The following is a 14,275-nucleotide window of genomic DNA, read 5'->3' as shown; positions in this document are numbered from 1 at the left end:
TCGCCCATGGCAGATCGCCAGGGGCCGGCAGCTTCTTTTTATGAGAATATACTTTCGGGCATGCATAGAGAGTACGTTTACTTCGGCAGCGCCAATCGTTCATAATGCTTGTAGAGAGCGTGAAAGCTGCCGGAGTAATTCTTGTTCCACGGCTTTCGTTTGCCGCAGAAATGAAGGATCGCCGTATGGCGGATGACGTAGTCCATGTCTACCTTGCCGCCGCTCGCCAGCTTGTAATAGAGGTAGAAGCGGGCATCGTAATTGTACAGAAGCTCCTCGATCTTTAGGATGGACGTGGAGTAGAGGGCATTCAGCACGTCTTGATCGGGAAGGATGAGTCTCTTCTTGTTCTCTCGGACGTAATCGAAGATCTCCTGCTCACAAATTCGCTCGCGTTGAAGCTTCAGGTTCATCAACAAAACGCCGGAATTGTAATAGGCGGGCAGCTCCTGCGTTCTCAGCCGAAGGCGATTGATTTCGGTCAGTGGAATGCGGTCGTGGTACGCCGCTGCAAACAGATGCTCTGACAAATTGGTTTCGTAAAGCGGAAGAATGTCGTTGAGGATCAGCAGATCGGGATCGAGGTAAAGCACCTTGTCCAGCTCCGGCGGCAAGAACCGGAACGCCAGAATGCGGTAATACATCTCCTTGGAGTAATGCTTGACGATCGGCGCTTCCTCGAACATGTGGTCATCCACGCGAATGGCATGTAGATCACTTCCGTGCTCCTCAATATAGTGATGCAGGTCGGCGATCTCCGCCGGAAGGATGCTGGAGTGGAGCAGGTAGAGGTCAAAGGAAACGCCCGGATGCTGGAGAAACAGCGACTTCAGCATGACCTTGAGCGGGCGGAGGTAGTTCGAATTGAGGGTGACCAGAATGGGGATCGGCATGGGACACTCCTTGGTTTCGGTATCAGAAGTTCAACTTGTGAACTAGCAGAGAAGGCGCGCACTACGAGAACAGCTTGAACTTCCGGTCGCTGTTGTTTTTCAATTTCTCGGTTTGATTTCTTAGCGGGCAGTTGAAATTGAAAAACAAAGGCGAACGCGTTCGCTCCTCCAGTTTCAACCTATCTCTTCGTGCTTTTCTGCCGTTCCACACGTTTCACTTCCATAGGCTCCTCCTCATCATAACGAAGCTGCTGGTGAATGAAAAGAGCGTTCCCAAGGCTGGCGGGGCAGCCTGTGAACGCTCAACGGAAGAGCGGTGCCTTACTTGCTGAACAGCTTCATGCGATACATGATGGTCAGCACACGATAGAAGTCGATGCTCCCCTTGGGCGTATCGACCAATCGGGACGCGACGGCGGCCTCCATCGCTTCCTTCGCCCAAACCGGAGGGTCCTGCTGCTCCAGATTTCTCAGCGCATCCAGCTGCTTTCTCACCGTCGCGAGCTCGGTCCGGGTCGCTTGCAATTCCTTTTGCAGATCGTTCAACTGCACCGACAAGCTTTCGAGCACATCCTCCACCTCCTCATCAAGCCGCTTCAAGCCATAGCTCGAGATGACTTGAACCAGCTTCTTCGCATAGTCCGGATCGGTGGCATAGCCGCCGAGTTGAAGCGCCATCGCTTGCTCCTCCGGGCTTGTGGCCCGACGAACCCGCTCATAGCGGCTCAGGCGGAACAAGAGATCCTGGTCGCGAAAGCAATCCTCGATCTGGTCGTACGCACGCCAATTCGCGGTTACGTTGTAGCGGATGCCGTTGTAGACCTCCCACGTCCGCGTGTTGACAGAACGCCCTTTCCAATAGGCGTTCGGCTGGCCGCTGCCGACCTTGAAGCCCACCACATTGTTCCAAGCTGGAATGATGCCGCCGGTTTCATGAAGAGCCTGGGCGGTACGAAGCGACGGGAAGATCGGCGACCCTTCGAGCCGCAGGCGAACCGCGATCGGCCCGATCGTCGCAATGAAGTCCTGGCGGGTCATGACGATCCCTCCTTTCCAACCCGTTACTCCTGTTGTATGCCAAGGGGAAGGGAAAGGCAAGGGACAGGTTGCCCGGGGCGGGAGACCAACCCGGCAGGGAATAAGAAAAAGGCAGACACAAGGAAGCCGCGACTTCGGGACGCGGCTTCCTTGTGCCAGCCTTTGCTTGCTTCGGCGGCTTCTGTTTCAGAGGTAGCTGAGAAGAACGGAGAGAAGGATGCCGCCGACCGAAATCCAGAGCAGCTTCATCTTCCACACAGCGGCAAGCCGCTGATCCTGTTTTTCAATTTTCCGCTGCAAGCGGGTCTTCGGCTCCTCCTCCTGGTCCTCCGCGTCTCCTTTGATCGCATGCGTCGGCCCAAAGCCTGCATACAGAAAGGTTACGAGCAGGAGGAACAGCGAGATCAGGAACAGCTTGTCAGACAATTCGCGCACAGGGATTCTCCTTTTCCATGATGATATCCATAAGGAAAAGTATACCCATGCCCGAAGGCAAAAGCCAGTCCTGCCGCGCGGGCTCGCAACCTGCCCTGAGCCCGAAGGAGAACGGCCGCCTCATTCCGGCCGAAGGAGTGCCGTCCCGTGCGCTGCCGCTCTCCGCCTTCTTCGGGGCCGCTTGAGCTTCCACGCTGCAAGCAGCGCTTGGAATTGCTCCTGGTAAGCGAGTCGGTCGCTCTCCTCCATGGAGGCGTGCAGAAGCCTCCGCGCAATGACGGGTTCGCCGTTTAACCCTTCCGCACTCACCAGCTCCAATTCCTCCGGCGGATAGCAGCCTTCCTTATAGGTGACTGCAAGCTTTCCGTCCACAAGCTCCCCTTCCCGCCTAGGAACAAACCACCCTGCGCGAATGGCGAGTGAACAGGAATAATAGCAGCCGGCAAAAACAATTCCTTCTTGAGCAAGAGAAGCAACGGCCGCTCTTGTTCGAGAAGGAAGGATTGGTTCGATCATGATGAAGGCCTCCGTGACTTCAAAAACGAGAGTAATGGCTCTATTATAGCGGCTGGGTGCTCTCGTTGGGCAGAGGGAACAGCTGGAATCTGCCAGTTTGCCGGAAAGAGGGGCTTTTCGATTGAAGGCTCTCCCTTTACTCCCTATTTATTTGCCGGTAGCTGCGATAGAAGAACCAGATCAAACTCCCAGCCAGCCAGACGACGATCACGAGCAGGCCGCCCGTACTTTTCCAAAAGGCAGCATATTTCGGGATTCGAGAGACAATTGCAAGCACACCCGAGGCATAAGCCACGATCAGGAAGGGGCGGAAGAACTCGTTCCCTTTTCTCAGCGTAAACCAAGTCGCCAGCGCCAACAGGACCGCCACAACGCCGATGCCGAGAGCTCCTTCCAGCTTCACAGGCCAAAGGGCAGGGAGGAGGATCTTTGCGACAACGATGGAAGCAAGGCCAAGACAGGCACAGCCAATCATGACGAACTTCCCCTTGCGCCCCGTCTCGCGGTAAATGGACTGACGAATTTCCACAACGATCATTTTGACAAACAGGATCGTGATCAGGAAGCTGACGAGAAGCGCTCCGATGTCAAAGCTTTCGTCCGGAAAGACAAGACCGGGAAGGATCGTAAACAACGCATAGATCCCGAAGACATAGAGCACATAGCGAATCTGCTGCAGGAAGGGGGCGGTCGGAAGCTCCCGCATCATCGCGTCGGCCACTTGCTTTGGATGTTTGCCGAAATAGTCGGAAGCGCCAATTCCCGCCCGCTGAGCATCCAGAAGGTCCTGCAGGATGACGAGCAGGATTTCCTCAACCTGCTGCTCCTTGTAGAGAAGGCTTCCTTTCAAGCGGGTATATGCCACGAGATCCGTATAGTACTTCCCGTTCTCTTCATTCAATTCTTTTTGCAGTTTTCGATTCTGCTCGATTATCTGCTTCGCGTTCATGGTTGTTCGTCCCCTTTCACCAATTGACTGACGCTGGTGTGCAAGCGGGTCCACTGCTCGATAAAAGCATCGCGCTCGCTCACGCCGGCCTCTGTCAGCTTGAAATACTTGCGCATCGGTCCGCCCGGCGAGGGCATCAGCTCTCCCATAATGAGCTTCTTGGTTTGAAGCTTCAGCAGAAGCGGATAAATTGTCCCTTCGGAGACGGTCGAGAAGCCGTACCGCTGCAGCTTCTCATTCATCTCATAGCCGTAGACAGGCTCCCGGCCGATGATGATGAGGATGCAGCCCTCCAGAATGCCCTTCAGCATCTGGGAGGATCGCTTGGATTCCTCTTCCATTCGCGTGCCTCCTTGCTGCTTTACTATCTTGCATTGCAAAGTACTTGCTGAGATCAGTGTAGCACGGCTTTACTACCTTGTAAAGCATGTTAGTGGGATTTCCTGCTTTGAGTGCATAACAAAAAACGCCGACTCGAGCGGAAGAATCCGCTGAAGTGGCGTCTTGTCAAAAAAGGGAGTCTCGACGAATCAATCGTCACACTTCTCCGCCTTGCCTGCATCGGAGCGGGTGCGGAAGCTGGAGCCGCAGCCGCAGGTGGCGACGGCGTTCGGATTGTCGATGGTGAACCCGCCCGACATCCCGGAATCCTGGTAGTCGACCTGGAGTCCGTCCAAAATCCGCAGATCGGCTTCCGCGACAATGACTGGCAAGCCGTCATAGCTCAGCTCGTGATCTCCTTCGCCGCGCTCGTCATCCAGTCCCATCTGGTACGTAAAGCCGCTGCATCCGCCTTCCTGAACACCCAGTCGCAGGAACAGCTTCGGGTTCCCTTGCTCCTCAAGCATTTCCTTGACTTTCTCGATGGCCGTAGCCGATATATCGATCATGGGATCTCCTCCTCGTCGGTGATAAGAATTCTCACTCCTTCAAGTATACCCGGATTCGTCGGAGGGCTCAAGGAGGAAAGAAGGGTTCTACGGGGCCTGGAACCGCAGTAAGTTTCATCATGGAAAGAAGCGTCCCCCGTTTTTCCACAGCTGGCACCGATTTTAATTTGTCCCTCTTCCTCAAGAAGTTTATAATGATTCTAGAAAAGCGGCCGAACCCAAGCCGGATGCAAGGAGAGTGACCATGAGCATCATCATTCCTACTCCCGCCACGCAAATGGCGGCCATTGCCGAGAAGGTGGAGCACGGCGAACGCCTCACGCTGGAGGACGGCCTGTTCCTGTATCAATCCGATGACCTGGCTATGCTGGGCATGCTGGCCAACAAGGTCAACCTGCGCAAGAACGGCAAGAAGGTTTATTTCATTGAGAACATGAGTCTGTATTTCACCAACGTCTGTGAAGCCCACTGTGCCTTCTGCCATTATCGCCGCGATGAAGGAGAAGAAGGGGCTTATACCGTGAGCCCGGAGGAAATGTTCGCGTATATCGACCAACACATTCAGCCGGATACGCGGGAATTCCACATCACCGGCGGGCATAACCCGCATGTTTCGTTTGACTATTACGTCGGGTATGTTCGCGCCTTGAAGCAGCGCTACCCTCACGTCACGATCAAAGCCCACACCGCTGCCGAGATCGAGTTCTTCTCGCGCCTGTCGGGGCTGAGCTACCGCGAAGTTTTGCAAACCTTGCTTGATGCGGGGCTTGGAACACTCACAGGCGGCGGAGCTGAGATTCTCTCCGAACGCTATCGGCAGAAGATGGGAGTCGGCAAGGCCACCACCGACCAGTGGCTGGAGGTGCAACGCACCGCTCACCAAATGGGGATGAAAACCCATGCCACCATGCTCTACGGCTCCATCGAGACGCTGGAGGAGCGGCTGACCCACATGATGCTCCTGCGCGAGCTTCAGGACGAGACGAACGGCTTCCTCGTGTTCATCCCGAACGCCGTACAGCCTGCGAAGAAGACGATGGGGCTTAAGCGCCGCGTCTCCTCTTATGACGACCTGCGGACCATCGCCGTAAGCCGCCTCATGTGCGATAATATTCCGCACATCAAGGCGTACTTCATCAACCTCGGTACGCAAATCACCCAGATCGCCTTGCATTTCGGCGCATCTGACGTGCATGGAACTATCGTCCAGGAGCGAATCAGTCACTCCGCCGGCGCCCTTTCACCGGAAGGCCTGACGAAGGAAGAGCTCGTTCATCTCATTCGGTCCGCTGACCGGATTCCGGTCGAACGGGATACCTTCTATGGCGAAGTGAACACCTTCTGAGTCTCAGCTTGGATCAAAAAGGACCGCCTATCCCGCAAGCCTGCGGAAAGGCGGTCCTTTTGTTTAGCTAAGCAACGGTTGTTTTGCTTAGAGAAGCAGCGGCTGTTTTGATCCCTTGGTTACAGCTTAAACCGGTTCACGTACTGCTGCAGTTCCTCTGCTGCCTTGGACAGCGCGGCGGACGAGCTCGCAATCTCCTCCATAGAGGCAAGCTGCTCCTGCGTAGCGGCGGAAACCTGCGTCATCGCGCTGGAGGATTGCTCCGCAATGACGGCACTCTCCTTGACGTCATAGACCACTTCATTCGTGCTGGCCGACATCTCTTGTGCACCGGCTGAGACTTCTTCGATGTCACCGGCAACCTGGCTGACGGAGGCTTTGATCGTGCTGAACGACTCGCCCGCAAGGGCCACCAGGTTAATTCCTTGTTGCACCTCAAGGCGATTCTGCTCTGCCGCTTCAATCGCGTTGATGGCATCCTCCTGGATCAAGGAGATCAGATCGGATATCCGTTTTGCAGATTCCGTCGACTGCTCGGCCAGCTTGCGCACTTCGCCTGCTACTACCGCAAAGCCGCGGCCCATCTCTCCGGCCCGTGCCGCCTCGATCGAAGCGTTCAAGGCCAGCAGGTTGGTTTGTGACGAGATGGCAGAGATTTCTCCGGTAATGGCACTGATCGCCTCGGACCTTACGCCGAGCTCCTTGATCACGCCTCCGAGAGAGGTGACCGATTCCCGGATGGCATCCATCTGCGTGATCGCTTGCTGAATGGCTTCATTCCCGCTCTCCGACTTCCGGGAGGCGTCTGCTGCCGCGATCGCTACACTTTGAGCACGCACCGCGATTTCATCGGCCCCGGCGGCCATTTCCTCCATGGCATGAACGGAGGTTTCGGCAATCTTCGCTTGACGCGACGTTCCGATGGACGTTTCTTGAACCGATTCCGCAATCTGACTTGTTGCCTGGGTCGTTTGTTCGGCACTGGCCGTCAGCTCTTCTGACGAAGCGGCGACCATCTCGGAGGAAGCAGCCACCGATTTGAGCAGAACCCGCAGATTATCCGCCATCTCATTGAAGGTTTTGGCCAATTCGCCAATTTCATCGCGGTTCCGCACTTGAACCGCTTCCTTGCTCAAATCGCCATCCGCGATCCATTGGGCCGCTTTTTGCACCCGACGCAAAGGAACGGCGATCAGTCGAGCCAGCACAAATGCAACCAGGATCGCCAAGAGAATGGCCACCAGGCTCGTGATCATGACCACCTTCAATGCAATGTTCGCTTTATCGACGGCTTCGTCCGTCATTCCAGCGGCAGTCTGGTTATCGAGGTTGATCAGCTTCATGATCGTGTCATTCGCCGCGTACCAGGCGCTGTAGATATTGCGATGAAGTTCCTGCCCCCGCGTCATTTCGTTGTTCTCGGCTGCTTCGAGCAGCTCCGGCAGCACCTTCAGGTAAGCATCATATTCGGCAGAAAATTGCTCATACAGCTGCTTCTCTTCATCCGTCTGAAGAAGCTTCTGAAGATCTCTTCGCTCGCCTTCGATCTTCACCAATAGATCCGTATACGCGGCCTTAAGCTTCGTCAGCTCATCCGCTCTCTCTTCGACGATTATATTCAGAACCAAGCGCTCTACATCGGACACATCTCCATTCATCGTGCCAAGCAGCACGACAGTGGGCAGCCATTTGTCATTCACATCTTTTGCTTGCCCTTTGAGTCCGCTGAGATTAACCGATGCCACGGCGCTAACCACAATCAGCAGCACCAGCACGCCCGCAAAGGCCGCCAGCAGCTTTCCTTGGATGTTCAGCCGAATTCCTTGAATCCCATTAATTCTCCCCTTTACTGTTTGGTTTAGGTCGTTCATTTTTTTGTCTTTCTTCATGCTGTTTCTGCCAACCCTTCTCTGCAAATTTTCATTCTGCCTTATCCTTGATATCGACACGATTCGATCGTTTTTTTACTACTTTGGAATCATTCCTTCCCGGAGGCTCCTTCTCACGGCCCAGTCAAACAAAAAAACAACCGCCCCCTCTGCAAATACAGAGAAAAGGGCGGTTGGAATTTCCTATTGGAGAATAATTCAATTATTCAAGACAAGCGAGTCCAGGCTTAGCCGCCGAGAAGCTTGTCGAGCTCTTCTGTAATGCGGATTCGCCTAACCAGTTCCTCCAGCAGCTCCTCGGCGCTTTCGGCCAGCACCACATCCCCGTTCAGCATGGCGAAGGGCTGGTAGGCGCATTCGCCGCAATTGCCAAGGCAGCCGTATTCGATGACATCATAATCGGGATTCGCTTCCAGCGTCTCCATCACACGATCCGTGCCATGATGCATGTTGCTGGAGCAGAATTCGATGATCGGTCGCATGTGCATCCCCCGGATGATTTTATTTTTTACCCTCATTGTAATATAATAAAGAAACGAAGGAAAGGAGTTGATCCTAGTGAGCGAATCTACCCAAACCAAGTACGATGAGGTTCAAGAGGTTCTCGATAAGCTGCGTCCGTTCCTGCAACGCGACGGCGGCGATGTGGAACTCGTCGATGTAGAAGACGGCATTGTCAAGCTGCGTCTGCAAGGCGCATGCGGAAGCTGCCCCAGCTCTACCATCACGCTGAAGGCCGGCATCGAACGCGCCCTCGTGGAGGAAGTAGAAGGCATCGAAGAGGTTGTCCAAGTATTCTAAAGCTTTCAAAAGGGCCGGCTTGCCTGAATGGAGATCCATTCAGCAAGCTCGGCCCTTTTTTTTATTAAGCATCGGTGGAGGAGCTTCTCTCCTCGGGAAGAGGCGGCCCTCCTCCATTTCGGGCGCGGATGGGGTCCAGCCCCCCGGAGACGTCGACCACGTTGCCGGTAATAAAATCGGACTCCTCCTGGCACAGGAAGGAGATCACGCGTGCGACATCCTCTCCGGAGCCTGGCCTGCCGCGCGGCGACCGCTCGTCGGTGATGAGCTCCACCTCTCGAATCCGCTTCTCCTTGTAATCCCCCTTGATATCACCCGGGCAAACCATGTTCACGGTGATGCCGTGCTGTGCCTCTTCTACCGCAAGCGTCTTGGTGAACGAGACCAGCCCCACCTTGGCGGCAGCATAGACGGCCCGGTGCACCCAGGCAGGAGCTTCCGCTGCGCGACCGAAGCCGAAGTGAATGATGCGCCCCCAGCCCTTCTCCCGCATTCCCGGAAGCACGAGCGCGTCGAGCTCCATGACGCTACCCAGGTTCCCCGCAATCAAGTAGCGGATTTCCTCCGGCTTGTACTCGGCGAACAGACGCCGCTCATGGATGTAGGGGCCGGCGTTGTTGATGAGAACACCGATCGTCCCCAGCTTCCCGACCGTTTCCTCCACCAGTCTCGACACATCACTGGGGCGGCTAATGTCCGCCTGCACGCAGGAACAAGGGACGCCGTACGTCTCTTCAATCTCTCGCCGCAGAAGCTCGGCTTCCCCTGCACTATGGCGATAATTGATCCCGATTGCATAGCCGCTCGCAGCGAGTGTAAGAGCCGTGCGCTTGCCGAGCCCTCGGGCGCTTCCCGTAATCAACGCAACTCTCTGCACGCTCATGGGCTCTCCCCTCCCATCTGCCGAATAATTGTCTTTTATCGGGTATAGCGAGCCTCTCGCTTCTCCGCTTTCTCCTGTCCCTTGCCCAAATAGCGAAACACCTCAAGTACCGCTCCGCATGCTGCCTGGTATCCGACTTCCACGTCCCGGATCTTTTCTCCGAGAGGCTCAATGGGTGTATGTTTCGTTCCGGGCATCAGGAGAAGGTCATCGGTCAACTCCTCGTTGATCGCATGGATTTCCAGATTGCGCGCCTTTTTCAGTCGGAGGAGGGGCTCTTGGTACCGTTGCTTGCGTTCAAACAGAAGCTGCTCCAGGTTCGACGCGGTCTTGCTGTCTCTCATTCGACGCAGCACGGTAAAATAAGAATAGTTCTCTTTGAGAGCTTCGGTACGCAGGGAGAACTGTTCGTTCAGGAACTCCCCCAGCTTGTCGAGCACCGAGAAGACCCGAATTAGTGCATTTTTATGAAAGTAAACGCAGCGATGGTAATCGTCCTCCTCCGCCTCGTCCATCTCCTCCATGTACCGGCTCGTCACGAGATCGCCGAACCGCCGAGCCGCATAGAGGCTCTGCTCCAGCTCATCCAGCGAGCGGATCAGTCCTTTGGCCATGACCGTCCGCTTCAGCGCCTTGCGTTCCTCCGGCGTAGGCTTTCGGCCATGAGCGAGCGGCGCCGTTTCCTTAATGTAGGCCTTCAGCCACCGATTGGCTTCCGCCAGCTCCCCGGTATCCAGCCTGTGCTTTTCCCCGAATAGAAAGCGCAGCATGCCCATCCTCCTCACAATGCGACCTGACGCTCATTGTTCCTCCCCGAACGCAAAGGTATTCCGAAAGGCCTCCCGCTTACTCCTTGCCCGCGGCCAAATAGAGTTCTGCCACCTGAAGGCTCTTATCCAGAAACTCCTCGATCTCTGCCCGCGATTTGCGGAGCTTGCTCACGAAGCGGGTAAGCTCTTGCCCCCGCGCAAAAGTAATGAAGCTGGGAATGCCCAGGATGTTCAGCTCGCTGCACAGGTCGGGAAGCTCATCGCGGTCGACATGAACGAACGTAATCCGATCCCCGTACTTCTCCTCCACCTCAGGCATGAACGGATCAATAAAATGGCAGTCGCCGCACCATACGGCCTTAAAGACGGCAACCGTCGGCTTTTCGTTTGCAATTTGCGCGTGGAACTCCGCTTCTTGATGGATGGTTTGCATGTGAATTCCTCCTGCTCTCTTCAACTATGCGAATGTACCTATGATCTTGCACTTCTGTGCCCGCCTTTGTCAAATCGAGCGACTATTTCAACACGCGAATGGGAAAAATAACCGGAAGACCTTTCCCTGAGCCAATGATGAAGGAGCGACCCGATTCCATGAACGTTTTGCGCAGACTTGCGGCTTCCCTATCCATTTGGCGGAAAATGCCTTTCTTTCGCCCTCACTCCCACGCGGCCGCCTCTTCACCCGCTCCATCCGCCAAGAAGCCCCTTTCGGATAAGCAAAAGAATACGCGAGTGCCCCTCCTGTCCCTCACCCCTTCGGCAGCGGAGCGAGTAAGAGACAAGCTGCGGGCGGTGCTGCAAACGACCCAAGCCCTTCGATTGGAAATGCGAGAGCGGGCAGACCGATTGGAGCGGGCGCAGGCGCTGGACCCAAACCGATATGCCGTGGAAGCTGCTGCGGAGCTGGCAGAAGGCGTTCTGCCTGCTGGGGAAGTCCAAGGAGCGAGTCAAGGTGAAGCCGTATGGGAAGGCGGCACCGTACATGAAGGTGGAGCCGTCTCTTCCATCGAGAAGACCCTTGATCTGTCATCTTCCAGCCGCGACAGAAGTCTTTTCCCGATCCGGGCTAGCCTAGGGCCCCTTCCTGCCGGTTCTCCGGCTGAAGCCGATGCCTCGATTCTCCGCTGGGTAGTCGAGGAGACGAGACGGATGAACCGCTCCAACGTCACCCGAACCTACGCCTATTATCGGCTCTACCTGCGCCACCCCGAGCTGCACTGGGCCTTTCTCGCGCATCTCGTCTCCCGCAATGCCGGGTGGAACATGACGGATCTGAAGGGCTCTCTCGTCTCCCGGCTGATAAATGCCCGGCTGACCGAAGCCATGTTCCAGATGCTGGAGCGAGCGAATGCCCTCATCTTTCAGGATGCCTACCCGCAGCTCCTCCTCTACCAGGAGGGAAAGCGGAGAGGCCGCCCGCTTCACGCGCTGCTCCGGCAGCTTCCCGTCTCTTCCTTCATGCCTCCCCTTTGGGAGGACTTTGCCGTGACAGGCGACCCGGTGCCTCTCGCCATCGGGCTCATCATCAACGAGCAGCAGTATATTCAAGGACGCGTAGTAGAGAATCCTTTCTTTGAAAAAGAAGTGCTGGATGACGGCTTCTTTCACCTGGGAGCACTCCTTCATACGAACCAGGTGCTCTTCCCCTTCCTGGAGGAAGGAGGAGATCGACTCCATCTGGCCGGACTCACCCTGGAAGACTTCCCCGACGTAGACGAGCGCATCCGCTTTGGCCGCAAGCTGTATGCCCTTCTCTTCGGGGTGCCCGCTGTCCAGGCCGGCTGCCGCCGTTTCGCAGAGCGCACTCCGCATACAGGCTCTCGCGCTGACTATTGGCCGCAGCGGTTCACGAACGTCAAAGAGGCATCTCCGCCTTTGTCAAAAGGGGAGATGCCTCCTGTTGAATCACCAAAGCTCTACAGTCCCACGCTCGCCGATGCTTGGTCCACTCGCCCCATCGAGCCTGCCGTTCCCGGCGACTGGTTTCGGGACATGAGCCCGCTCAAGCATTTCAGCGCGCTGAAGCCCCCGGCTTCCTGGATCATGGACCGGGAGCATCAACTGCTCATTCAGGCGCAGGAAGCAGCTGTCCTGGCAAAAACATGGGCCAACCCGCGAGCATAAACAAGCGTAAGCATTAGCATTGGACCGTTACAGCTTGAAACCGATTAACCGTCCTACTTTTCCGATAAGTCGCTGAATGGAGGCCGGGTATGTCTTCAAATCCTCGCGGGTCACGACCTTGGTCAAGCCGAGGGCGATGGGATATAGCCCGCAGACCACTCCGCCAACGAGGCAGGATTGAATCAGGAAGTCGATGCGGTACGGAATGCCGGTAATGAGCTTGCCGGAGCCCCAGGCGACGAGATAGCCTGCGAGCGAGACGATCGCCGTGCTCGCATAGAGGCGTGTCCAGCGCCCGCGCGTGAAGATGTGGAAGCCCTCCATCCGCTGCCGCATGCTGCGATGGTTCAGCCAAGCCATGATGATGAAGCAGAGCGCGGTTCCGCCCATGATGCCATAGATGCCGAGGAACGGAGCAAACGTGTAGCTCACGATCAGCTTGATAGCCAGACCGATGATGACATGGCCGACGAGCGGCTTCATCACGCCCATTCCGGTGAGAATGGCGCCCGAGGTCTGCATGAGAATCTGGAACATCGCAGTGACCGTGAGGAAGGCGATCAGGCTCGTCCCATTGGCGTTGCCGAAGGCGAGCGAGTTGATCGGCTTGGCTCCAACCGTAATCAGGATGACGAACGGCAGGCCGCTCAGCACGGACAGCTGCATGGCCCTCCCCGCTTGACGAGCGACGAGCCGCTTGTCGCCTTTCGCAAAGGCTGCCGAAATGATCGGCACAATCGATTGGCTGATCGCAATGGCGAGCACGATCGGCAGACCGGCAAGCGACTGTGCCCGGCCCCCGAGTTGTCCAAGGATTTCCTGCGCCTTCAAGTCACCCAGGCTCGAAATGAGAAGCGGCTTGACGATGGACGAATCGATGTAATTGACCATCGGAACCGTCGCAGAATACAGCACGATCGGAACCGCGATCACAAGAAGCGTCTTGTAGATCTTCGAATACTTGATCCGACTTGCGGCGAGCACTTCTCTTTCGGTCGGCACGTTCCCCTCTTCCTCGTCTCTCTTGCGCAAGCGGACGAGGTAAACCACAAGGACGAGAATCGCTCCTAACGTTCCGGCTACCCCGCCGAAGGAAGCCCCCGTAACGCCCCAGTTCACGCCCCAATCCATGACATGAATGAACCAGTAAGCGAGGAATACGGCCGTCAGAACACGAAGAATCTGCTCCACGATCTGGGAGATGCCGTTCGGCATCATGTGCTGCCGTCCCTGGAAGTAGCCGCGAATAATCGCGGCAAGCGGGAACAGCAAGAGCGCCGGAGCGATGGCCCGAATGGGCCCGACTGCCGTCGGGTCCTTGCTCGCTGCCGCCTGAATGGGCGCGTAAGCGTAGAGAATGACCGTCATGAGCACGCCGGATATGACGGCGAACCAGATCGCCGCCTGGAAGATGCGCTCTGCCTCCGCCTTCCGGCCGAGCTCCATCCGCTCCGAAACCAGCTTGCTGACGGCGCTCGGGAAACCGGCGGTCGCAATCGTGAAGAAGATGAAGTAGACGTTGTACGAGATCGTGTACGTTCCCATCCCGGTATCCCCGAGCAGGTTTTGCAGGGGAATGCGCTGGACGAAGCCGAGAAAGCGAGCGACAAAAGCGGCGAGCGTCAGAATGACGGTGCCTTTGACTAATGAATCCTTGGACAAGCGAGCTACCTTCTTCCTCCGGGCGATGGTCACCGCCCTACCTGAATCTGCCGCCGGCGAAATCGCCGGCGGCAGGAATT

At 56.3% G+C, this 14,275-nt stretch carries 16 protein-coding genes; 3 read left to right on the top strand and 13 right to left on the bottom strand.

The window, feature by feature from the left end; translation table 11 throughout:
- Positions 1-77 precede the first annotated feature (77 nt).
- The 7 genes from AAFN83_RS15715 to AAFN83_RS15685 all read right to left on the bottom strand — a co-directional run bounded on the left by AAFN83_RS15715 (position 78) and on the right by AAFN83_RS15685 (position 4,721).
- A complete protein-coding gene (locus AAFN83_RS15715) occupies positions 78-893 on the bottom strand; it encodes a glycosyltransferase family 8 protein (protein WP_347770996.1) in 816 nt (271 codons plus the stop codon).
- A 321-nt stretch (positions 894-1,214) separates the two neighbouring features.
- Positions 1,215-1,931: a glycoside hydrolase family 73 protein gene (locus AAFN83_RS15710; RefSeq protein ID WP_347770994.1), complete on the bottom strand. Its 717-nt coding sequence runs from the start codon at positions 1,929-1,931 to the stop codon at positions 1,215-1,217.
- A gap of 186 nt (positions 1,932-2,117) precedes the next feature.
- Positions 2,118-2,366 (bottom strand): hypothetical protein, encoded by a 249-nt coding sequence (locus tag AAFN83_RS15705; protein WP_347770992.1) that lies wholly within the window; start codon positions 2,364-2,366, stop codon positions 2,118-2,120.
- A gap of 120 nt (positions 2,367-2,486) precedes the next feature.
- Entirely contained in the window at positions 2,487-2,882 is a 396-nt protein-coding gene (locus AAFN83_RS15700) for a hypothetical protein (RefSeq protein ID WP_347770990.1), read from the bottom strand.
- Between the two features lie 136 nt (positions 2,883-3,018).
- Positions 3,019-3,831, bottom strand: a complete 813-nt coding sequence (locus AAFN83_RS15695) for a DUF1129 domain-containing protein (protein ID WP_347770988.1) — start codon at positions 3,829-3,831, stop codon at positions 3,019-3,021.
- A complete protein-coding gene (locus AAFN83_RS15690; RefSeq protein WP_347770986.1) occupies positions 3,828-4,172 on the bottom strand; it encodes a PadR family transcriptional regulator in 345 nt (114 codons plus the stop codon). Before AAFN83_RS15690 ends, AAFN83_RS15695 begins: the two co-directional genes overlap by 4 nt.
- Before the next feature lie 189 nt (positions 4,173-4,361).
- On the bottom strand, positions 4,362-4,721 hold the full coding sequence (locus tag AAFN83_RS15685; protein ID WP_347770984.1) for a HesB/IscA family protein: 360 nt from the start codon (positions 4,719-4,721) through the stop codon (positions 4,362-4,364).
- Between the two features lie 244 nt (positions 4,722-4,965).
- Between AAFN83_RS15685 and mqnE the strand changes: the two genes are divergently transcribed.
- On the top strand, positions 4,966-6,066 hold the full coding sequence (gene mqnE / locus AAFN83_RS15680) for an aminofutalosine synthase MqnE (RefSeq protein ID WP_347770982.1): 1,101 nt from the start codon (positions 4,966-4,968) through the stop codon (positions 6,064-6,066).
- Between the two features lie 119 nt (positions 6,067-6,185).
- Here mqnE and AAFN83_RS15675 read toward each other — a convergent pair whose 3' ends face one another.
- Both AAFN83_RS15675 and AAFN83_RS15670 read right to left on the bottom strand, forming a co-directional pair.
- Positions 6,186-7,937: a methyl-accepting chemotaxis protein gene (locus tag AAFN83_RS15675; protein ID WP_347770980.1), complete on the bottom strand. Its 1,752-nt coding sequence runs from the start codon at positions 7,935-7,937 to the stop codon at positions 6,186-6,188.
- Positions 7,938-8,182: 245 nt separating this feature from the next.
- Positions 8,183-8,437 (bottom strand): YuzB family protein, encoded by a 255-nt coding sequence (locus AAFN83_RS15670; RefSeq protein WP_347770978.1) that lies wholly within the window; start codon positions 8,435-8,437, stop codon positions 8,183-8,185.
- A 76-nt stretch (positions 8,438-8,513) separates the two neighbouring features.
- Here AAFN83_RS15670 and AAFN83_RS15665 point away from each other — a divergent pair, with 76 nt between their 5' ends.
- The gene (locus AAFN83_RS15665) at positions 8,514-8,756 is read left to right on the top strand and encodes a NifU family protein (RefSeq protein ID WP_347770976.1); all 243 of its coding nucleotides are present in this window, start codon (positions 8,514-8,516) and stop codon (positions 8,754-8,756) included.
- A gap of 64 nt (positions 8,757-8,820) precedes the next feature.
- Here the strand turns inward: AAFN83_RS15665 and AAFN83_RS15660 are convergent, their stop codons facing one another.
- The 3 genes from AAFN83_RS15660 to AAFN83_RS15650 all read right to left on the bottom strand — a co-directional run bounded on the left by AAFN83_RS15660 (position 8,821) and on the right by AAFN83_RS15650 (position 10,842).
- Positions 8,821-9,639, bottom strand: coding sequence for an SDR family oxidoreductase (locus tag AAFN83_RS15660; protein ID WP_347770974.1), 819 nt, complete (start codon positions 9,637-9,639; stop codon positions 8,821-8,823).
- A gap of 35 nt (positions 9,640-9,674) precedes the next feature.
- Complete coding sequence (locus AAFN83_RS15655; protein ID WP_347770972.1) at positions 9,675-10,409, bottom strand: Cthe_2314 family HEPN domain-containing protein; 735 nt, start codon at positions 10,407-10,409, stop codon at positions 9,675-9,677.
- A gap of 76 nt (positions 10,410-10,485) precedes the next feature.
- Entirely contained in the window at positions 10,486-10,842 is a 357-nt protein-coding gene (locus AAFN83_RS15650) for a thioredoxin family protein (RefSeq protein ID WP_347770970.1), read from the bottom strand.
- Positions 10,843-11,000: 158 nt separating this feature from the next.
- Here AAFN83_RS15650 and AAFN83_RS15645 point away from each other — a divergent pair, with 158 nt between their 5' ends.
- Positions 11,001-12,533, top strand: a complete 1,533-nt coding sequence (locus tag AAFN83_RS15645) for a DUF2515 family protein (protein ID WP_347770968.1) — start codon at positions 11,001-11,003, stop codon at positions 12,531-12,533.
- 27 nt (positions 12,534-12,560) lie between these two features.
- On the opposite strand, the gene AAFN83_RS15640 is transcribed toward AAFN83_RS15645, so the two are convergent.
- On the bottom strand, positions 12,561-14,195 hold the full coding sequence (locus tag AAFN83_RS15640) for a putative polysaccharide biosynthesis protein (protein WP_347770966.1): 1,635 nt from the start codon (positions 14,193-14,195) through the stop codon (positions 12,561-12,563).
- Between the last annotated feature and the right edge of the window lie 80 nt (positions 14,196-14,275).

This window comes from Gorillibacterium sp. CAU 1737, from assembly GCF_039888655.1.
In the GTDB taxonomy this organism is placed as follows: Bacteria; Bacillota; Bacilli; order Paenibacillales; family NBRC-103111; genus Gorillibacterium.
Note: the sequence above shows the minus strand (reverse complement) of the source record. Positions and strands in the feature narration are given on the sequence as shown.